The organism is Paraburkholderia sp. RAU6.4a (genome assembly GCF_050435625.1).
GTDB classification, from domain to species: Bacteria; Pseudomonadota; Gammaproteobacteria; order Burkholderiales; family Burkholderiaceae; genus Paraburkholderia; species Paraburkholderia tuberum.
The window spans coordinates 959441-980445 of record NZ_JBNDKQ010000003.1 but is presented as its reverse complement, the minus strand read 5'-3'; the positions used below and the strand labels follow the sequence as shown (position 1 = coordinate 980445).

At 58.6% G+C, this 21005-nt stretch carries 17 protein-coding genes; 12 read left to right on the top strand and 5 right to left on the bottom strand.

Translation table 11 applies throughout. The annotated features are described in order from the left end of the window. The first annotated feature begins 18 nt into the window (after positions 1 to 18). Both OKW40_RS29020 and OKW40_RS29015 read left to right on the top strand, forming a co-directional pair. A complete protein-coding gene (locus OKW40_RS29020; RefSeq protein ID WP_429492995.1) occupies positions 19 to 1065 on the top strand; it encodes a phytoene/squalene synthase family protein in 1047 nt (348 codons plus the stop codon). Between the two features lie 184 nt (positions 1066 to 1249). Continuing rightward, the gene (locus OKW40_RS29015) at positions 1250 to 1498 is read left to right on the top strand and encodes a hypothetical protein (protein ID WP_129961873.1); all 249 of its coding nucleotides are present in this window, start codon (positions 1250 to 1252) and stop codon (positions 1496 to 1498) included. A 274-nt stretch (positions 1499 to 1772) separates the two neighbouring features. Here the strand turns inward: OKW40_RS29015 and OKW40_RS29010 are convergent, their stop codons facing one another. Continuing rightward, positions 1773 to 2087, bottom strand: a complete 315-nt coding sequence (locus OKW40_RS29010; RefSeq protein WP_184024579.1) for a DUF4148 domain-containing protein — start codon at positions 2085 to 2087, stop codon at positions 1773 to 1775. Positions 2088 to 2867: 780 nt separating this feature from the next. Here OKW40_RS29010 and OKW40_RS29005 point away from each other — a divergent pair. Together OKW40_RS29005 and OKW40_RS29000 are read left to right on the top strand one after the other, a co-directional pair. Next, positions 2868 to 4103: an ABC transporter substrate-binding protein gene (locus tag OKW40_RS29005; protein WP_429493959.1), complete on the top strand. Its 1236-nt coding sequence runs from the start codon at positions 2868 to 2870 to the stop codon at positions 4101 to 4103. After that, positions 4100 to 7024 (top strand): bifunctional diguanylate cyclase/phosphodiesterase, encoded by a 2925-nt coding sequence (locus OKW40_RS29000; RefSeq protein ID WP_429492994.1) that lies wholly within the window; start codon positions 4100 to 4102, stop codon positions 7022 to 7024. Before OKW40_RS29005 ends, OKW40_RS29000 begins: the two co-directional genes overlap by 4 nt. Before the next feature lie 110 nt (positions 7025 to 7134). On the opposite strand, the gene OKW40_RS28995 is transcribed toward OKW40_RS29000, so the two are convergent. Next, positions 7135 to 8478 (bottom strand): IS4 family transposase, encoded by a 1344-nt coding sequence (locus OKW40_RS28995; RefSeq protein WP_429491420.1) that lies wholly within the window; start codon positions 8476 to 8478, stop codon positions 7135 to 7137. Between the two features lie 489 nt (positions 8479 to 8967). Between OKW40_RS28995 and OKW40_RS28990 the strand changes: the two genes are divergently transcribed. The 3 genes from OKW40_RS28990 to OKW40_RS28980 all read left to right on the top strand — a co-directional run bounded on the left by OKW40_RS28990 (position 8968) and on the right by OKW40_RS28980 (position 11897). Continuing rightward, positions 8968 to 9252: a YciI family protein gene (locus OKW40_RS28990; protein WP_429492993.1), complete on the top strand. Its 285-nt coding sequence runs from the start codon at positions 8968 to 8970 to the stop codon at positions 9250 to 9252. 126 nt (positions 9253 to 9378) lie between these two features. Beyond that, the gene (locus tag OKW40_RS28985; protein ID WP_429404210.1) at positions 9379 to 10602 is read left to right on the top strand and encodes an MFS transporter; all 1224 of its coding nucleotides are present in this window, start codon (positions 9379 to 9381) and stop codon (positions 10600 to 10602) included. Positions 10603 to 10604: 2 nt separating this feature from the next. After that, entirely contained in the window at positions 10605 to 11897 is a 1293-nt protein-coding gene (locus tag OKW40_RS28980) for an ATP-grasp domain-containing protein (RefSeq protein WP_429492992.1), read from the top strand. Positions 11898 to 11906: 9 nt separating this feature from the next. Here the strand turns inward: OKW40_RS28980 and OKW40_RS28975 are convergent, their stop codons facing one another. Further along, positions 11907 to 12788 (bottom strand): LysR family transcriptional regulator, encoded by an 882-nt coding sequence (locus tag OKW40_RS28975; protein WP_090807532.1) that lies wholly within the window; start codon positions 12786 to 12788, stop codon positions 11907 to 11909. A gap of 314 nt (positions 12789 to 13102) precedes the next feature. Between OKW40_RS28975 and OKW40_RS28970 the strand changes: the two genes are divergently transcribed. Genes OKW40_RS28970 through cysQ form a run of 4 tightly spaced genes read left to right on the top strand, consistent with a single transcriptional unit; the run spans position 13103 to position 17588 of the window. Beyond that, positions 13103 to 14284: a sulfotransferase gene (locus tag OKW40_RS28970; RefSeq protein WP_429492991.1), complete on the top strand. Its 1182-nt coding sequence runs from the start codon at positions 13103 to 13105 to the stop codon at positions 14282 to 14284. Between the two features lie 11 nt (positions 14285 to 14295). Beyond that, the gene (locus tag OKW40_RS28965; protein ID WP_187610589.1) at positions 14296 to 16104 is read left to right on the top strand and encodes a carbamoyltransferase family protein; all 1809 of its coding nucleotides are present in this window, start codon (positions 14296 to 14298) and stop codon (positions 16102 to 16104) included. Between the two features lie 46 nt (positions 16105 to 16150). Next, complete coding sequence (cysC, locus tag OKW40_RS28960) at positions 16151 to 16768, top strand: adenylyl-sulfate kinase (RefSeq protein ID WP_429492990.1); 618 nt, start codon at positions 16151 to 16153, stop codon at positions 16766 to 16768. Next, positions 16761 to 17588, top strand: coding sequence for a 3'(2'),5'-bisphosphate nucleotidase CysQ (gene cysQ, locus OKW40_RS28955; RefSeq protein WP_187610588.1), 828 nt, complete (start codon positions 16761 to 16763; stop codon positions 17586 to 17588). Before cysC ends, cysQ begins: the two co-directional genes overlap by 8 nt. A 227-nt stretch (positions 17589 to 17815) precedes the next feature. On the opposite strand, the gene OKW40_RS28950 is transcribed toward cysQ, so the two are convergent. Continuing rightward, positions 17816 to 18118 (bottom strand): VF_A0006 family four-cysteine protein, encoded by a 303-nt coding sequence (locus tag OKW40_RS28950; protein WP_184046296.1) that lies wholly within the window; start codon positions 18116 to 18118, stop codon positions 17816 to 17818. A 572-nt stretch (positions 18119 to 18690) separates the two neighbouring features. Next, positions 18691 to 18876: a hypothetical protein gene (locus OKW40_RS28945; protein ID WP_184061621.1), complete on the bottom strand. Its 186-nt coding sequence runs from the start codon at positions 18874 to 18876 to the stop codon at positions 18691 to 18693. Positions 18877 to 19995: 1119 nt separating this feature from the next. Here OKW40_RS28945 and OKW40_RS28940 point away from each other — a divergent pair. Continuing rightward, complete coding sequence (locus OKW40_RS28940; RefSeq protein WP_184061622.1) at positions 19996 to 20934, top strand: nitrilase-related carbon-nitrogen hydrolase; 939 nt, start codon at positions 19996 to 19998, stop codon at positions 20932 to 20934. Positions 20935 to 21005: the final 71 nt, after the last annotated feature.

Below are 21005 nucleotides of genomic sequence, written 5' to 3'. Positions count from 1 at the left end.
TGCCAACCGATCCAACCCATGCCGAATCCGACCCGGGCCTTTCTGCTCGGCCCGCTCCTGAAAGGCGTTTCACGCTCCTTCTATCTGACGCTGCGCGTGCTGCCCATCGGCATGCGCGATCCGATCGGCCTTGCGTATCTGCTCGCGCGCGCGGCCGATACGATTGCGGACACCTCGCTGATCGCGCCGGGCCAACGCCTCGAATTGCTGCTCGCGTTGCGCGATCAGGTCAATGGCGTGGCCGTCGACAGCGCGCCGTTCCAGCGCATCGCCGCGGAAGTCGCGGGTCAGCAGGCGCAGTCGGATGAAAAGCTGCTGCTCGAATCGTTGAGCCCCGCGCTCGACGTGCTCGCGCAACTGAGCGAGTCCGACCGCCACTCGGTGCGCGCGATCGTCACGACGCTGACCGAGGGCATGGAATTCGATCTGCGCACGTTCCCCGACGAACGCTCCGGCCAGATCGCGGCGCTGCGCGAATACGACGAACTCGATCGCTATACGTATCTGGTCGCGGGCTGCGTCGGCGAGTTCTGGACCACGATGACTTACGCGCACATGCCGGGCACGCTGAAAGAACAACCCGACACGATGAAGCAGCGTGGCGTGCGTTTCGGCAAGGCATTGCAAATGACCAACGTGCTGCGCGATTGCGGAAAAGATTTGCGCATCGGCCGCTGCTATCTGCCGCAGAGCATGCTCGAGCGCCACGGTCTGAGCGCGCGCGATCTGCTGCAACCGGCCAATTCGATGCGCGCGCGGCCGCTGCTCGTCGAACTGCTGCGCAAGACGCTCGATCATTTCCGCACGGCGCTCGACTATACGCTCGCGATTCCGGTGAGCGCGGTGCGCTTGCGGCTCGCCTGCCTGTGGCCGATCCTCATCGGCCTCGACACCTTACTGCTGCTCGCGGATAACGACGCGTGGCTCGATCCGGCGAAAGTGTCGAAGGTGACGCGCCATGACGTGTATCGGATCATCGCGTCGTCGCTGCTGCTGGTGCCGTCGAATGCGCTGGTGCGCCATGCGATCAATAGCCGCATCGCGCGGATCGAAACTCGGCTGTAGGCGTAAACGCCTACGGTTGCGCGCACAGTCACGCGCATCGAATAAAACTGAATCGCTTCAAGGCGCTACGAATCGCCCGCAGTAGCCGCGATTTATTCTGGATCATTGAATCTTCAACAATCGGGAAAGCCCCAGGCCACTGCATTCGCGCTTCACGTTAGTCTCTTCGAAAAGGAGGCGACCCATGCGACAAGCGTTCAATATTGCGTTGGTGCTTTTGCTTGGCTATCTGATGGCGGATCGGGCGTTGATGCGTGCGCAGGCGGGCGAGGTCGGCACGATTACATGTCACCAGGGCGCGGCGCTCGTCAAATCGGACGCGTTGAAAAAGGGCTTTGGTGACGCTGGCGCGAGCGCGCAGAGCGAGAGCTTCCTGTCGAGTTGCCTCGTGACCGGGCGCGGCCAGGTCGGCAATCTGATCGCACGCGACTGAGCGCGGGCAGCTGAGAATTCATCGCGGCGCACGCGGAGCGGCGCGAAAAAGCGCCCAGACCGTGAAGGCCTGGGCGAAGTCATCGGGAGCCCGATGACGGAGGTAACCACATACGAACTGGCCCGCGCTCGGAGATACCCGAGTCGCGGGCCAGTTCATTTGAATCGGGGTGCGCGTCGCAAGGACGCGCTATTTGGAAGTGCTCGCGGTTCGTTTCGCCGTAGGGCTTCGTGGCCACACAGCTGCGCTTGACGAACCGCCTGCCACCTACCGCTTACTGACCGAAGTAGACCGACTTCGGGCCACTCGTCGGAGCCGCATGGCTCGTTTGCGACGTACCGCTCACCACACCACCGAAGCCGGTAGCGGCTTGACCGACGCCGTTTTGCGCGTCGACGCGGGCTTGCGCAGCCTGGATGTCAGCCGGGTAGTGCGGGTCGGCGTGACCAGGTTGATAGCCGGCCTTTTCCAGTTGGATCAGCTCGGCGCGCACTTGAGCGCGGGTCACGGGCTGGTTGGCTTGCGCGAACGCGGCGACCGGAGCGGCGACAGCGACGGCGATGACAACGGCTTGAATCAGCGATTTCATGATACTTACCTCCAGTTCAGGGTTTTATTTTGCTGCGAACTTGCATGTTCGTAGTCAGTGATTGCATTGTAATTTGGCGAACTGGACAGAGTAAGTCGTGAGGTAGGTAATGTTTGTTGCGAAAATTGATATAAAGAGACGGAACTTTTAGGGTTAACGCGTAGACGTGTGGCCGGTGTCACAGGAAATGAAAACTATGCGAGGTCGGTGAACGACTGCTAGCACAGTTCGTGATTGATCCGGGCGGTCGACATCCCTTGCGGGAGTAAGGTGGTCCGCGTGAACCCATCACCACATATTCGGCAGCTTCCAAACTACAGCGGCCATCCATTCCTGCCAGTCGCTCGGCAGGTCATCGGCCCTGAGCGGACGACCGGAAGTACAGGCGTTCCCTTCAGTTAAAGTATCTGCGTCTGTTGCCGATATGCCGTGTGAGTGCCTACCCGTCAAGAGCTCTGAGCAGCCCTGTTTTATAGACATTCAGGTGCCGATCGATAGGCGTCGTCGATGACAAAAGATCGGCCGGCAGCGAGAAAGATTTGTGATGAAATCCGCAGCGGCATGCCGGGCTTCGTCACAACTTACCGCTGCAGGGACGCCGCCATGGTTATGCAAGTGATTCGACCGCGATGAAAGTTTCACCGGTTTGCCGTCGAATGCGCCCATAGCCTCTGCCGAGGGCCGCCCAATCCAAGCCGAATCTGAAAAAGTGAACCCCACGTGCGACAAACTGAGTTTGGCTCCTTGCTGTCGGTCTTGGCCTGTTTCATTCTTTTCTCGTTGTGCGGTTGCCATCAGCGAGACCACGATTCTTCGAGCACGAGCGGGCCGGCCGGTACCACCATCACCGCCTTGGTCTGGGCTCCTGACTGGCCGGAAGAAATGCTTCAGATTGCAGCCGAATTCAGCAAGCTGAATCCGGACATACACGTGGATGTGCAGTTCATGATTGGCAATTCGGTGGAAGAAAATATCAAGCCGCGGATCGCCTCCGGCAACTTGCCCGATCTGGTGAGTATCAACCCGAATGCCTACGCGGCCGACCTGGCCGATCAAGGGCTCCTCGCCGACGTTAGCAAGACATCCGCCTGGAACAACATGCTCGATCCTCTCAAAAAAGACTGGACCAGTCGCCAATCCAGGCACTTTGGAATAGCGGGGGGAATGGCTACGACTTTGATCTATTACAACCAGGACATGTTTGCGAAGGCGGGGATCAGGGAGCTGCCGACCAATTTCAACGAATTCCTGGCGGTTTGCGAACAGCTCAAACGTGCGGGCTATACGCCAATAATGTGGAACGGCGGCTTCCCAAATATGCTCGGCAACGGCCCCTTCAGTTCAGGCTTTGCTAACAATGTGGTTGCGCGCGAGCCAGACTGGAAGGACAAAATCAGCGATGGCACGCTGGATTTGAACACTCCCGAGGTAGCGGATATTTTCGCCAAGATCAGGCTGATGCCGGAACGGGGTTTCGTACAGGAATCGTTCACGACAACTGGCTACGATGATGGCATACGGCTATTCAAGGAGGGCAAAGTCGCAATGGCTTTTCACGGTAGTTGGGCAGCCGGTCTGTTGCTGCACGGCAATCCCTTTGAAGTTGGCGTGCTCATCCCGCCCTGGAACGCGCCAGGCGAGCAGGTGGTGCCCGTGATCGGCAGCGAAACCGGGTTTGCGGTGTCGGAAACGCCCAACAAGGCCGCGGCAATGCGTTTTCTCGAGTTCGTCGCTGGGCAGGGGTTTTCCATCCTCCAGATCAAGCGCCAGAACATTTCCCCATTCAAGCAGTTCCCGGGCATGGTGGTGAGCGATCAGAAGATTGTCGACTACACGAACATGGTCAGTCGCTATGCTGTGACCGGCAGCCCGTACTATTCGTTTCTACCTTCCAATTCCATCGAGCGCTTGCATCGATTGATACAGGATGTGCTGTTCAGGAAAATAACGCCAATGCAGGCTGCAAAACTCCTGGACGAGTCTGTTAAGAATGAAGCGAAGATGCACTACAAATGAGCCCACTGATCGCCTGGCTGCGAAGCGCATTCGCCTACTTCTCGTTGGATCTGCTGCGCCGGGTCGAAATTCGCTACCGGCTGATAACCGCGTTTATCCTGCTTTCGCTGATACCGATACTTGTCTCCAGCTACATTTCGTATGTGGAGTCAACAGCAGAGTTCAAGCACAAAGCGGAGATATTTTCCAAAGAGGTAGTCAAACAGGTATCCAAAAACATCTCGTTGCGGATGGAGCAGATCGAGACGGAGAGCAGTCTTCTGGTGCTCTCCGATCAGGTTCAAGACGCGCTGACCCGCGTCGCACACGGCAATGAAAAGGAGCAGAGCGAAGCTCGCCAGGATCTGACCCGACTGCTCCTGGAGCACTACGGCGCGGTTGATTTCATCAATCAGAAATATTTGCTCGACAAGGACAACCGGATCACGGACACCCAGGCGTTCGCGCAATTGACGCGAAGTGTGGTGCATCTGGTCCAACAGGCTCCCGATCGAAATGGCCGGCCCTACTGGAGTAGCTATGACAACGGAGCCGGTCAGCAAGATCTCGGGATGGTGCGCGCCATCATCGACAAGAGCGACAATCGGCAGATCGGTAATCTGGTTCTAGTAATTCGCCCCGAGTATTTCTCATCGATTTTCAATGACGTCGCCGTGGGCAGTGGAACGGAGATCTATGTACTTGACGCCAGCAGCGACAAGCTGATTGTTCGTGCCGACGGCTCTTCAATGAGCACCGACGGAAAGTCTGAACCGGGTCTGCTCGAAAGAATCACAAACGCCGATCCGCACGGCGAGCCAAATGGCTTCGTCGACTTCCATGGCAAGAATGGCGACCGATATCTCGCTGCATACACGGGTATCGCCGGCACAAAATGGTTTGTGGTCAGTACGATCCCGGAGAAGAAGTTGACGGCGGAGGCACAGTCCGTACGCGATCAGATCATACTGGTGGGCATTTCGGGGTTTCTGCTTTCGATCTTCCTCGCCAACTTCATTTCACACAGCATCTCTGTACCGCTCAAAGATCTGGTGCGAAGGATGGACGACACCGGTAGCGATGCAGGCGCAGAGGCGGAGGCATCGGTGGACGCGCGCAGTGAGATTGGCGTAAAGGATGAATTGGGCAGATTGGCGCACAGGTTCGAACGAATGAGTGCGGCGATCGGGCAGAAGATCCAGAAGATCAACGAGATCAACGCTACCTTGGAGCAGACGGTCATCGAGCGAACGGCCGAGCTCGTCGCCAAAGAGCAGGAGTCGCGCACGTTGATCGAGAATTCACCTGACACGATCACGCGCTACGACCGGGAGCTGCGCCGCACCTACGCCAATCCGGCTTTCTGTGTCTCGGCGGCCCGCAGCCTTCGCGAATCGCTCGGCAAACGGCCCTCAGAGATACCGGGCGGTGCTAACGCGCTGGCTTACGAGAAGAAGATCAGCGAAACCATTGCAACCGGGAAAAGTCGCCAATTCGAACTGAGATGGCTCAGTAAGGACGGACAGGAACAGTGCAGCCATATCAGGCTCACTCCAGAGATCGACGCGTCGGGCGAGGTGAACTCCGTGTTGGCGGTCGGTCGTGATTTGTCGGACCGGATGGCATTCGAGGCAACGATATGGAAACAGGCTAATTACGATGCGCTGACCCATCTCCCGAACCGCCAGATGTTTCATGCCCGTCTCGAGCATGAAGCCGGCGTGTCCAATCGCTCCGGGCGGCCGATGGCCTTGATGCTGATCGATCTCGACCGCTTCAAGGAGGTCAACGACTCGCTCGGACACGATATGGGCGACATCCTGCTGATCGAGGCCGCGAGGCGCATTACCTCGTGTGTGCGTGAATTCGACACGGTCGCTCGACTTGGCGGTGACGAGTTCACGGTGATTCTGCCCGAGTTGGACGACACCGGGAGCATCGAACAGATCGCGAAGACGATCATCGCCGCGCTGGCCCAACCCTTCAAGCTTGGTCCGGACGAGGCTTTCATTTCTGCGAGTGTCGGAGTCACGCTTTACCCTGACGACGGGACAGAACTGGATGTTCTCTTCAAGAATGCCGACCAGGCTATGTACGCGGCCAAAGCCGCGGGGCGCAACCGTTTCCACTACTTTACGCCCGAGTTGCAAGTGGCGGCAGAAAAGCGCCAGCGTCTCACGAGCGATCTACGTACCGCCCTGCAAGTCGAACAGTTCCGTGTTTATTACCAGCCTATCGTCAATCTGGCGACTGGCGAAATTTACAAAGCTGAAGCGCTAATTCGCTGGCTGCACCCTGTGCGCGGCACGATCAGTCCATTGGATTTCATCGCATTGGCCGAAGACACGGGGCTCATCGTTCCGATCGGCGATTGGGTGTTCAAACAGGCCGTGCGCCAGGCGCGTCAATGGCGCCGACGATTCCATCCATCGTTTCAGATCAGTGTCAACATTTCACCGGTGCAGATTCGCCAGGACAATCTGGTGTGTATCCAATGGTCGGAATACCTCATTCGGCAAGGCATGCCTAGACAGAGCGTGGCAATTGAAATAACCGAAGGACTGTTACTGGACGCCGAATTGAACGAGAAGTTGCTGAGTTTCCGCGAGGCAGGAATCGGGATTTCGATCGACGACTTCGGGACCGGTTACTCGTCCTTGGCCTATCTGAAGCGCTTCGACATCGATTATCTCAAGATCGACCGTTCATTCGTACAGAACCTCGGTTTCGACGGCGGCAATCAGGCGCTCTGCGAAGCAATGGTCATGCTCGCTCACAAGTTGGGATTGCAGGTTATTGCCGAGGGGGTCGAGACGACGGATCAACGTGATTTTCTCGCCGCCGTGGGTTGTGACTTTGCGCAAGGCTTTTTGTATTCGGAGCCGGTTCCATCTGATCAATTTGAGGAGCGGGTGTGGCCGACAGCCAGGCGCGCGTCTTGAACCAGTCAGCAACGTGTTCAACCGCTACGTCAAGTTTCCCCAATATCCGAAAGCTCAATTCGGCGACCTCGGCAGCCGCTGGTTTTAGCCATAGCGTTATACAGAAGTCATTAGCCGAGCCCTTCGCGGAGCGCGCGTAGCGTGTCAGCGGCAGCGAGTACCTGATCGAGCCCTCGCCAGATGGTCTTGGCGCCCGGCTCACCGTCACTCTTTCGGCCGAGGAAGCCACCGATTTGCGCAATCAGCCGCACGACCTCATTCACAGTGGGCGGCGTCGCCGGCATCTTCTTTTTTGCCAGCAGATGGGCGCCACGAATTTCGTCCGGATCGAAGAACAAGGCGGCATCCAGATCCGGGCAGGTTCGGCCTTTGCGCATCAAATACGTCACGCGCCAAGCCACCACCAGGAACAAGGCCAGCGCGCGCTCAATCCGGTCGACAGCGGCCAATTGCAGGGTCTCGACTTCGCAGCCATTCTTGAGGACATGGAAATAGATTTCGATTTCCCATCTCGCCCGGTACCAATTGATCAGTTCGACCGCTTCTTCCTGGGTTGCGACGGCTCGGTTGGTCAGCAAACGCCACTCAATCGGCTTGATGCCAGCCGGCGCCCCGACTTCGCGTGCGATTACGCAGTGAACCTTGATCTTGCCGCGCTCGCCGTCCGCGATCTCGACTTCGCGAGCCCACAGTTGCTGGCGCACGGTGCGACTCTTCTGAGTCTCGCGGGCGCCGGTCACGAAGGTGATTTCACCCAAGGGCTCAGCGCTGGTTGTACTCGCCCACAGCCTGGCGCCGTCGCCGCCGGGCAAACAGCGGTCATGTTTGGCGCGCACCAGCCAGTCCGCCGGCGTGCCCAGCTCGCTGGCCCGGCGCATCATTTGCACCATGTCGGCCTCGCGGTCGGCCACGTACACCAGTCGCGTGTGCGGCATGTCCGGCGCCATTTCCGCCACGCGCTCGTAGCCTTCGACCCAGCGTGTGCTTTCTTTCGGACCAGGACGAACGCCATCGGCATCAAGCTCCTCACGCGCCCACATCCACGCGTCGAGCACGCCCAGCGGTTCGCGTTCGGTCGTCACCGCATAGGTGGGGTGCAAGTACAGCCCGCGCCTTGCTTCGTAGTTCAACGGCCCCAGCCCGTCGATGTCCTGGCCGTTGAAATCAAGCTCGGTCGTGTCCTGGATGCACAGCACCACCGACTGGCTGCGCATGCGTTCCTGCGTGCTCGCCCAATGCGGCTCCAGTATGGCTTCCCAGGCCACATCCGTATTGCGCAAAAAACGGTACGCTGCGCACGTCTCGCTCCAGCTATCGCACGCCTGCGGGATACTGGCCGTCGGATTGGCCGCAAGTCGTTCCATCAATTTCTTTGCCCTCCTGTCCAGGCGGGCGTCGCCAAGGTCCAGCCCCGCAAATTCCTGCTCGATCCACTGCTGTGCAGCCTTCGTCACGCGCCCGCCCAAATTGCAAGAGTAGACGCGATTCGGCCAAAGTTTACAAGCCCAGCCTCCAAGTCATTGAATGTAAACGGCTTGCTGGCGCGGGCGGCGCGGACAACGAAATGTGTATAACGCTATGGGTTTTAGCTCTGGAACGACGGCCACAGCCATACCGGCACTAGCAGCCGCGTGGGCACCGTTATCGCTATCTTCAAAGCCTAAACAAGCATCTACCGGCAGGGCTTGCAGACAAATTCAGCTCCATCCGGAAACCGGCGACCAGTTGAGCGCGTAACGATCCCGCCGCTATGCCCGGCGAGTTCTGGTTTCAGTTTCTCAACGGACTGCGGTTCTAATCCATGGGATTGAACAGCGCAAAGTTCATCCCCACCGCCCGCATTAATGCAATTCTGCCAGGCAAATATGCGCGAGTAAAACCTGCCGTACCGATGCTACTATGTCCAGCATAGCGTCATTCGGGAAAATAAAATGATTTACTGTGTGCAGTTCGAGGACAACGAGGCGATTGCCTCTGCTCGTGCGGAAAATATGAAACTCCATCTGGCGTTTCTTCAAAAAAACAGGGCGGCGTTTCTGCAGGCCGGACCGCTGATCGACACGGCTGACGGCACCGGTGCAGGCGGCCTGTGGGTGGTCGAGGCGGAAACGCCGGAGCAGGTCCTCGGTTTAATCAAGGAAGATCCATTCTGGCCGACCGGTTTGAGAAAGTCGTTTCGCATTTTTGAATGGCCCCAGGTGTTTTCGACGGTTAGGCGGAATGTATAGCTTCGCTGGTTGGATGCTTACTTTAGATAAGAAATTGAATTTTTAGCATCGCCGCTTATATTCAGCGTGCGCGGCTTTATCAAGTTCATCTCGATCATTTAACTAGCCGAAAAGGCATAGGATTCCGTGAATCAACGGTCACTCAACCTGCCGGAAACCTGGGTCGTGCGCGACGCGACGTTCGTGCGAATCTGGGCGGCGATATTCGCGTCAACGGTCGCAACCTTCCTGCTGCTGATGACACTGTCAGCCGCCGTGTTCACACAAACCCACTCCCCGGTCTTTTCAAACGGCATCGTCCTGACACAGTGGGTGCCGGCAGTGCTGGCGTTGCCGCTGATTAGGTCGCTCGCTTCGCGATACGACGGGCGCTCGCTTCTGATCGCGGCGGAAGTGGGCTCGGCGCTTTCGTTGCTGGTCGCGATGCGGCTGCTGAACGATCTCTATCCGTTGCTCGGGATTCTCGTTGTCAAGGGCACGTTCGACAACCTGTCGAAGGTCGCGCGCCCCGTCGCGGTCAAGCGGCTTTTTACGGGCGCCACGCTGGATCGCGCCGCGTCGTACTACAACACAGCGATGCTGTTCGGCGGCGGTGTGGGTGCGCTGGCCGGCGCGCTGTTCCTGCCGCGTCTGAGTTCGCAGCAGGTCATCGCACTGTCGATCGCGCTTCACCTGATTTCGGCCTGCAGCTATGCGACGGTCGCCAAAGCACGCCAACCCGCCGATCAGTCCGGCAAATCGCGCGCGGTGAACGAGCGCGCCGATCCGGATGCGCAATCGGCGCTCGTCTATTTCATTGCCGCGGTGGCGCTCTTTCAGGGGTATCACAACATCGCCCGTTCGGTCTTCGCGGTCGACCAACTCGGCATGCCGGCATCGGGTATCGCGCTGCTGCAGGCCGTTACTAATATCGCGTATGTGGTCGGCGCGCTCGCGGCGGCGCGCATCGGTGTCGCGGGCGGCCGCTATCGCACGATCGGGCCACTGTCGCACTGCCTCGCGCTCGCCACGCTGATTCCGCTGATCTTCATCACGCGCCCTGCGTTCGGCGTGCCGATGTACGCGGTGTTCGCGTTCGGCTTCGAGGCCGCGTACTGCGTGCATATGCGCTTCGTGCTCACCTCTGTGCCGTCGGCAAGCATGCCCAGAATCATGGCCAACGCGAATGCGTGGGCGCTCGGCCTGATGCTGGCCGTCTCGCTGGGCGGCAGTTATCTGGTGAGCGAAATCGGCTTCGCGCCGGTCACGCTCATCGTGATAGTCATCGCCGCGCTGGTGCCGCTGTTCGCCCGGTTTCGCCGGGCGGCGTTCGGGAACCAAGCCGGCTTCCTTGAAAAAGAAGTGGGGTAATCATGCATATCGCGTTTGTCGACAGTAATCCGGTCGGATTGAATGCGCTGCTTGCCGCGAAGCGCCGCGGACACGAAGTCACGTTCGTTTCGTCGAAGCAGTTTGTCGAATTTCTCGGCGATCTGTCGGCGATCGAAGCACGCGGTCTGGCCGACCGGATCGTCCGCATTGATGCGTCGAGAGACGAGGACGAACTGTTTGCCGCGCTGTCCGAGCTGAACCGTAAACATCCGCTCGACGCGGTGGTGACGGTGCTTGAGTACTGCGCGAGTTCGGTGGCGCGTTGCGCGCAGCGATTGGGCCTCGCGGGCACCGACCCGGCCGCGTTGTCGCTGGCGCAGAACAAGGCCGCTTGCCGCGACCGGATCAGCGCGAGCGGCCTGAGGTCTGTCGGCCATTTCGTCGTCGACACCCTTGAGCTGGCACTCGTGCGCGCGGCGCACATCGGCTATCCGGTCATCGCGAAACCGTTGAGCGGCGGCGGCAGTATCCTGGCCGAGAAGATCGACAACGAAGACCGGCTGCGCGCGTACTTCGCCTCGCTGGGCAAGCAGCTTGCGTTGCCTGCCGGTTTGCTGGACGCGATTTCACCGCAAACGCTGCTCGAGGATTACATCGACGGGCCGCTGTTATCCGTCGAGGTCGCGGCGGCCGCCGGCGAAGTGGTGCCGCTGATCGTCTCCGCCAGAAAGCGCTGCATTGACGAACCCGCGATCGAACTGGGCACGACGATGCCGGCTCCCGTGTCGTCGGAAGTGGCGGATGCGTTGCGCGCTTACGCAGTCGAGGTCGTGCGCAGCGTGGGGCTGGACTTCGGCATCTTCCACATTGAGCTCATTCTGAGCGAACACGGGCCGGTGCTGGTGGAGGCGAATCCACGCATCATGGGCGGCAACATGCCGACGGTTTTCAAGCTCGCGACCGACATCGACGCCTACGATCTGCTCGTCGACATGTACCTGACGCGCGCGATGCCGGTCGCGTGCCGCGACATCGTGCCGATCCAGGCGGCGACCACCAGAATGATCGGCGCGGCGGAATCGACGCAGGTGGAAAAAGCGATCGCGCCGCACTGGAACGCGCCGTTCAAGGAACGTTTGGCCGGCTGGCGCTTCGACGTCAGCCGCGGCACGCGGGTGGCGAAAATGGACAGCAGTACGTGCCCGTTTCACTTTCAGGTGGTCGGCGCATCGGCGCACGAAAGCAGCCTACTGGCCGAGTGGATCATCGGTCAAACGGCTCGGGCGACCGGCATCAAACTGCGCAGTTCGAGCGAAGACTATCTGTTCCGCTAAGCGCTCGCCTCAACACCCGGCGGCGTGGCGCGACGCGAGCGCGTTCACCGTCGCCGCGGCCCAGTCAATAACCGTGCGCACCCGGTTCAGCTTGCGCAGGTCGGGATGCACGAGCAGCCAGATTTCGCGTGTCAGGTCGCAAGGAAATTGCGTCGCACGGACAAGGCCGCCGATGCTCTCGCCGACGGCGACCGGCAGCAGCGTTTTGCCCAGACCTTCCTGTACACAGGCGAGCAGCGCCTCCGCATCGTTGACCATCACCTGGCCCGCCGACCCTTGTCCAAGTCCGATGGTTTTCGCCATCCACTCCGCTTGCGGCAGATCATTCATCCGATCATCGTAGGTGAGCCATCGCAGCGTGTCTTCTGCCGCGCCCTCGCGCAGATAGACACCATACGGCAGATCGCCCAGTTTTCTCGCGACCACGCTGACTTCGTCGCGCGGCCGCGCGAGGCGAATCGCGATATCCGCTTCACGCTTGGTCAAACTCAGCGAACGCGCTTCAGCGACCAGTTCGACGTTGAGGTCTGGATGCTGGCCGAGCAGATTCGGCAACGCCGGAATGAGAATACGGTTGGTGAGGATCGGCACCGACGTGACGCGTACGGTGCCGGCGACGCGAACATCGGCGCCGGAAATCGTCCGCGTGGAGCTTTGCACTTCGATCTCGATGCGCTCGGCGAGGCTGGCGATTTCGAGGCCCGCATCCGTCAGCGTCAGTTTGCCTTTGACGCGATCGAACAGGCGCGCGGCCAACCGCTCTTCGACCTGAGCAATCCGCCTGACCACCGTGCTTTCGTTAACTGACAGCAGACGCGCCGCCTCGCCGAAATTGCCGGTCCGCGAAGCGGCCAGCACGACCCGCAGGTCGTCCCAGTTTTCTTTTGACATACACCGTATTTCCTTACGCGATCTATCGTCTGGATCGGATCATAACTGCATCACCGATATGCGCCAATAGTCAAACAATGTGAAATCACTGGTCGCGCGCCGCTGTTTTAAATCAATATGGATAATTAAGTGCAGGCACGTCTGTATAAATTGTTATGCACTGCAATTTTGCAGTTCAAGACTGCAAATCTGCAGATGCATCGAGACCATTTGTAGATATATGATAATCAAAGTCAATTTCGTGATAACGCACATCGTTCTTCAGAAGGAATTAATTTTTAAACTGAAGTATGGGGAGGTGAGTGGTGTTGTTTATGCTATTGATCAGTTATTTTTTTCTGGTTACCTGTTGTCCGTTCTTTTTGTGGCGGTCATTTCTTGTCGTCGCGAGGGAGGTTATTCGAAGCCGCGAGGTGACGCTGAATCAGAAGCGCAGCATGGCATGGCATCTTTGCAAGGAATTGATTTATGCACCGTTTTTCACCGTGCTCTGGTATCTTGACGAGATTCTGTTTTCACGGTTTACGCAGCAGAAGTTGGCCAGGCCGGTTTTCATCATGAGCCAGCCGCGGAGCGGAACCACGTTCCTGCTGCGGACGCTGTCGCTCGACGCGAATACCTTCTTTTCCCTGACGCATCTGGAATGGCGCTTTCCGTTCATCACGCTGTGGAAAATCCTCGATATATTGGGTTTGCGAAAATGCGTCGAGGGAATCAGCTATTGGCCGAATACCGAATTAGGCCGGCTTGCCGCGAAGATTCACGAACATCAGTTGGGCAGTGTCGAGGAGCACGGAATATTTTTTGAAGAACGCATGTATCACCATTATTTCACGTTCCGGCGCTTCCCGTTTATTGAAGTTCTGAAGCGTGTAATGGAAGTGCAAATGCTGAGCGCGAGAGAAAAACGCAAACTTTTGCTCACATTCAGAAAAACAGTTCAAAAGACCGCTTATTATCGTGGCGGCGGTCGTACATGGCTGACGAAAGAAAATGAGAGTGTCGATCTGTATAAATTATTGCACGATGAATTCAATGACGCTAATTTCGTGGCTATTGTCAGGCCGCCGGAAGGATTTGTCAGTTCGTACGTGACGATGTCGGATATCTGTACAAAAGCGAAGCACGGCGTCGACCCGCAACTCATCGCGGATTGGGATAAAGAAAACATGAAATTCCGTAAAGAGGAGTGTTTGAAACTGATTGAATTCTGCGGGGAGCTGGAGCGAAGCAACGCGATCACCTACCTGACGTTCGACCAGTTCACCACGGAAATCCAGCATACCGTCGAACGCATTTATGCGGCCATCGGCGTGCCGCTGAGCAGCGACTATGCACGGCTTCTCGCGGACATGCAGGCGGAGCAGGACCGGCGCGATTCCGGCTATGTGAACGCGCCGCGCAGTGTCGACGGCTTCGAAGCCTTCGGCGCGTTCGTCGCCCGCATCGGGGCCGGCGCTCCCGAACACGGTCTCGCGACCCAACACAACCTGTAAGAGTCCGTCTGATGAACATCCTTGGTCTGAACTACATTTTTCATGACTCGTCCGCATGTGTCGTTGCCGATGGCGAACTGCTGGTTGCCGTGGAAGACGAGCGCCTGACGGGCGAAAAACATTCCCAGAAGTTTCCGGAGCGCGCGATCGAAAGCTGTCTCGCGCGCAGCGGGTTGAAAGCATCGGACATCGACCACATCGCGATCTCGTTCAATCCGAACAAGCATGTCGTCACGAAGGCACTGTATGCGGCGTCGCTGCACCGGGCCGCGGGCTCTTTCATCTCCTATGAGTTCTTGCGACTGAGAGCGCGGCAGAAAGCGTTCTGGAGCTGGTACAACAGAACGTGGGACCGGCGCGGAGCGCGTCCCAAAGTGCATTTCATCGACCATCACTTGTCGCATATCGGCGGCAGCTATTTCGTCTCACCGTTCGACGAAGCCGCGCTGCTGTCGATCGACGGCTGGGGCGAGTGGTCGACCACATGGCTCGGCCATGCGAAGGGCCGCATGCTGCAGGCATTCGGCGAGAGCCTGTTTCCGCATTCTCTGGGTTGCTTCTATTCCGCCGCGACGGAGTTCTGCGGCTTCAAGCCGAACTACGACGAAGGCAAAACGATGGGCCTCGCGCCTTGCGGCGATCCCGAGCGGTTCTACGACAAGGCGAAGTCGCTCGTGCGGATCAGTGCGGCCGGCGAGATCGAACTGGATCTGTCGCTGTTCGACTTCCCGCAAGTCACCGGCCGCTTCTGCAACGACGCGTTCTACCAGGCATTCGGCGCGCCACGCAAGCGCGGCGCACCGTTCGAGGATCATCACCGGGATGTCGCGGCGGCGTTTCAGCGGGTGATCGAGGAAAGCATCCTGCAGTTGTGCCGGGTGCTCGAAAAGAAGACCGTCACGCGCAACCTCGTGCTCGCCGGTGGCGTGTCGCTGAACAGCGTGGCGAACGGGCGCGTGATGCGCGAAACCCAGTTCAAGAACATCTATGTGATGCCGGGCGCGGGCGACAACGGCACCTGCATCGGCGCGGCGTATTACCTGTACAACGGCCTGCTGAAGGGCGAGAAGCGCTATCACCACGAGCACCCGTATATCGGCACCGAGCACTCGAACGAGGCGATCGAAGACGTGCTTCGCCAATCGAAGGTAGCTTATCGGAGATCGGCCGACGTCTGCGCTGAAACCGCATCCATTCTGCGGAAGGGCAAGATCGTCGCGTGGTTTCAGGGCAAGATGGAGTTCGGTCCGCGCTCGCTCGGCGGCCGCAGCATTCTCGCGGATCCAACGCTGCCGGGCATGAAAGACAAGATCAACGCCGAGGTCAAGCATCGCGAGTTGTTCCGGCCGTTTGCGCCGTCCGTCGCGGCGGAAGACGTGTCGAAGTTCTTCGACTTCTCGGGCGAATCGCCGTTCATGCTGATGGTGTGCGACGTGCTGCCCGACAAGCAGGCGCTGTTGCCAGCCATCACGCACGTCGACGGCACCGCGCGCCTACAGACAGTGTCGGCGACGTCCAGCCGGCGCTACTACGGTCTGATCAAAGAGTTCGAGAAGTTGTCCGGCATTCCGGTTATTCTCAATACAAGCTTCAACATCATGGATCAGCCTATCATCGAATCGCCGCTGAACGCGATTCGATGCTTCTTTTCGACAGGATTGGACGTGCTGGTAATGGGCGACTTCATCGTCGAGAAAGCGCCCATGGCCGTTGGCGAAACACCGGTCGTGCTGCCCGCTTCGCCGCAACGTGCGCCCGCTTCGTTCGTGACGGTCTCGGCGGCGAATCGCAGCGACGCACAACTAGATACCATTTCTTGATGCGGCGTCCCGCATTTCGGCCAGTCGAAAAGAATAGGGGAAAGACATGGACCTGACCGATATCGCCGGCTGCGATATCTCCTGGCACACAATGCATGTCGACAAACTATCGCGTGCCAAACAGAAAAACCAGAAGGCGGCCGTGTTGTGGCTGACCGGACTGTCGGCGTCTGGAAAATCGACGATCGCCTCGATGCTCGAGCGGCGCTTGCATAGCAACGGGTCACATACGTACGTTCTCGATGGCGACAACATACGTTTCGGCCTGAATCGCGACCTGGGTTTCTCGGACCGCGACCGGGTCGAGAATATCCGACGGGTGGCCGAAGTCGCGCGGCTGATGGTGGATGCTGGACTGCTCGTCATCGTATCGTTCATCTCGCCGTTTCGCGCGGATCGCGACGCGGCGAGAGAACTGTTCGACGAGACCGAGTTTATCGAAGTGTTTGTGGAGACACCGATTGCGGAGTGCGTCCGCCGCGATCCAAAGGGCCTGTATGCGCGCGCGCTGCGCGGCGAGATCAAGAACTTCACCGGACTCGATTCTCCGTACGAGGTGCCCGAGTCACCGGAGATCCGGCTCGATACCGTCGGGCACTCGGTGGAGAAAACGGTCGAGCGAGTGGAGGTATGGTTGAAGGAGCGGGGGTTTTTGAATGATTGAACAGGAAGACGCGTTGTCGGTGGATGCCAGCACGCTGGACCGTTTCGAGCAGCTCGCCATCGCGGCGGGCGAAAAGATTCTCGAGTATTTTGACAACCGGTGCCCGGTATGGGCCAAAGCGGACCGGTCGCCGGTAACCGAAGCCGATCACGCCGCCGAGGCGGTCATCGTGGACGGATTGCGCGCGGTGTATCGCGGCGTGCCGTGCGTGGCCGAAGAGGCGGTATCGGCGGGCGTGATGCCGAACGTGCTGGGGCGAGCCTTTTTTCTAATCGATCCGCTCGACGGCACCAAGGAGTTCATCGCGGGCCGCAACGATTTCACGGTGAACATCGCGTTGATACGGGACGGTACGCCACTGATCGGCGTGGTGCTTGCACCGGCGACGCGCATGCTGTACTCGGGCCGCCCCGGTTACGCGTGCATGTCGGAGGTCGGTGCTGATCGCGGAATACGCAACCGGCAGCGAATCGCGGTGCGCGCCCGTTGCGAGCCGCCGACCATCGTCGCAAGCAGATCGCACGCGTCGGCCGATACCGACGAATTTATCCAGCGCTACCCCGACGCAAAATGTGTGTCGGTCGGCTCGTCGCTGAAATTTTGCGCCATCGCGAGCGGCGCGGCGGATATCTACCCGCGGCTCGGCCGGACAATGGAGTGGGACACCGCCGCGGGGCACGCGGTGCTGTCGGCCGCGGGTGGTCGCGTCATGTCGATGGACGGCACGGTGTTGACTTACGGCAAGCGCGGGCAGAGCAGCGACGTCGATTTCGCGAATCCGTGGTTTGTGGCGGAGGGTGGCCCGAGCGGCTCTATCTAGCCGACGGTCCCTTCCTGGCCGCACCCGGTCCGACGATGAGCTGACGGCGTGCTCCGCCATTGATGCCTCGGGTCGGGCAGTAGTCGGACCCGAAGCGGACCTTGGCATTTTCCGGAAGCAGCCGTTCGTGCCAGTGTCTCGCCACGTCTCCACGGGGCGAGGTCAATGAACGCAATCGAAATTAAATCTTGCGAATCTCAGGGCTGCAATCGTCAATGGCGTCCGTCCTACATCTGATTTTGACGTCGGCATGCATGCAGTATCTCGTTGACCGCAAATGCTCCTCTCACGGTCTGCACATTTTGCAGGACACACAGGTGATACGCTCTTTCGCGCGGCAAAAGCATTGCGCCATTTCTGTAAATCGCGTCGCACGAGTTGCTGATCTGGCGAGCCGCAAAGCTGCTCTGACTGTTTCCCAACGAATGCAGAATGCATTGATCGTAGTCTGGATTATCACTACCGTACGCTAGGGCCGAGAGCGGGGTGGCGAGCGTGATCGAGAGAAACAGATAGGCGAGTTTGAGCATGATTGCGACCAAGACTCAGGGATATAACGGCGGGCAGTTACCGATTATCAGCGATTCAGGCGTCAGTGTCGAATGACCGGTGGTGGCAGGGCCGAGTCAAACACTCGGCCCACCTATGTGAATGCCTCAGACCGACCCTCAACGGCCAGTCACGGTGCGCGCTCTCACTGGCAGAAAACTGACCGGTCCGTACGTTCAAGTGGCATTTTCGGGAACAACTATTCGACTTAGCCGCCGCTGGCCGGTCGCCACACCGACGGCAGCTTAAGCCAACGAGGTGCTGGGACCTGCGTCGTCATGGTGTTTCGCGTCCGCGGTCCGCGTGGGAGTCCGTTGTTTTGCGAGGAGAAAAGTTGAGCACGCCTGGTGAGGAACCGGAGGCCCAGTACCTCATCGATCGTGAACAAGAAAACGGTCGTAATGCCCTCAGAAAGAATGCTCACGCTCACAACAACCCGTCGAATTGAAGCGGAACGGTCGGTATCGGGGCGGCGCAGATAAAGTCACCGGACGCGAATTCAAAGAGGCCCCTCGTTGGCGGGGCCTTGAGCTACGAAATCACCGTGTTTCTGTTAGTACGTCACAGAAGTCCCACTGCCAGTAAAACTGTGCTGGGTAGGAGCGTCATTTGCATAGTCGCCAACGGCCTGGATGATGTTCACGATCTGCTGCGGCAACCTGCCGCCGCTGACGGCGGTCATTGCAGTACGATCCATCTCAACGACTACGGGGAGGTCTTTGATTACCAGCGCGTTCATTTCGATTCTCCAAGGGTAAATTAGTCAGTCAGGAATGTCAGAGCTTGTTTTGAGGGTGTAGATACTCCTCGATGAGGATCAAGGCAAAGTGCGTGCCAAACGGTGGCACCGCGGTAAGCGATCACACAACTAATTGAAAATATTGGATTTTTAATGGCGAACAGTGTGAATTGGTAGACCGACATGCGCGCTGCGACCGGTGGGTCGGATCCAACTCTCCGTCTGGCGCTGTGGGTTAGATCGCGACACATGCGGTCCGCCTCCGTATCCCGTGTTTGTACGATGTCCTCGAGGCTTAGAATCCGATCGAAGCCTGAGGACAATGAGTCTGTCGCACGGTCGCTGAGGGAAACGCCGATTCGCTCCGCGGCTTTCCTCGTTTCAATGACGGGAGATGCTGTCAGTCAGCGAGACATTGCCCGGCTCTTCGATGTCTATCTGCACAAGCCGTTCTCCTGCGAGGCACTCATGCAGGTCATCGAAGACGCTCGCTGCAGCAGCGATGCGAATACTCGCCAAGCCGCCTGGACTAACTGTTGTCGACGGAAGCGCATACAACCCATAGTCGGAGGTTCAACGGCAAGCCTCTTCCGGGTCACGGAGCAAAGCGAGCGGCAGCTTTCAGCATGAAAGCGACTTTCGAATGTCTGGCCGAGTGAGCGGGCGACCGGCTGAACATGGCCGAGAGCGCCAGTTCAATTGAAGGTCGCGCGAAGCGGGCGTGAACGGCACCGTCTGTTTTTCCGTATTCAAGGGCGCGGATGAGACAAGCGTGCCCCACTACACAGGCAAATCCAGCGTCGAAAGGCTTCCGCGAGCCGTCTGTGCATATGGCGAATGGCATATAGCAGGGAGTAGCGCCGCGTCTAAACTGAAATTGCCGCCACATCACGATCACGACTTTTCTCTGCCCACATTCCGACGTGTCTGGGTCCTCCGGCGCAGTTGCCCGACTCGGCGAATCAATCCACCTGCCTTTGTCATCCGCTGAAAAGGGCGTAGTGACGGGCTGACGGGCGTTCAACGATGTGAGATCTGAACGATGGCCAAAAAATCTATGCGCGCACCAATTCTCGCCCTTTAATAAAGTGAACTAACGCCTTCGAACCGGAGGTCAGAATGGAGCAAGTTCTGCGTGCAGCGGTCATGCAAACGGGATCGGCCATGTTCGATGTCGAACGAACGCTGGCCAAGCTCGAACGGGACGTAGTCGCGGCGTCGAAACTCGATTCGCAATTGATTGTGTTCCCGGAAGCCTTCGTATCCGCCTATCCCAAGGGACTGCATTTCGGCGCTCCCGTCGGCGAGAGGACGCCTGAAGGCAGAGAGGACTATCGCCGGTACTTTGACAGCGCGATCGAGGTGCCATCTGTGTGGACAAATCGAATCGCGCAGATCGCAGGCGACCTGAGGCAATACCTGATCGTCGGTGTGATTGAGCGCGACGGCGGTACGCTCTACTGTACTGTCATCTTCCTGGCGCCCGATGGAATACTGCTGGGAAAACATCGAAAGCTGATGCCCACAGCGGCCGAGCGGTTGATCTGGGGGTTTGGCGACGGGTCGACGCTTCCCGTATTCGATACGCCTTTCGGTCGGCTGGGTGCGGTGATCTGTTGGGAAAACTACATGCCGCTTTTGCGCATGGCCATGTACGCGAAGCGAATACAGATTTATTGCGCGCCGACAGCGGACAGTCGGCCCACCTGGGTTGCTTCAATGCAGCACATTGCGATGGAAGGCCGCTGTTTTGTGCTCTCTGCGTGTCAGCATTTACGGCGCCGCGATGCGCCGGACAACTATGCTGCCGTCCAGGGCAACAATCCGGATACCGTCCTCATGCGTGGCGGCAGTTGCATAGTGGGACCACTCGGAGAGGTGCTTGCCGGGCCCGTGTTCGATGAAGACGCCCTGCTTGTTCATGAACTGGATCTCGCTGACCTCGCGAGGGGAAAATACGACTTCGATGTCGTAGGGCACTACGCACGTCCGGATATATTCCGCCTCCATGTAAATGAGTCGGTTACCCCACCCGTCGTCTTTGAGCAGAACCGTTGATTGCGCCTCGTCGGGCTGTTTCTCCGAAACGGCCTCGCACGGATGCCTAACGTCGGTCGCGACATCACCGA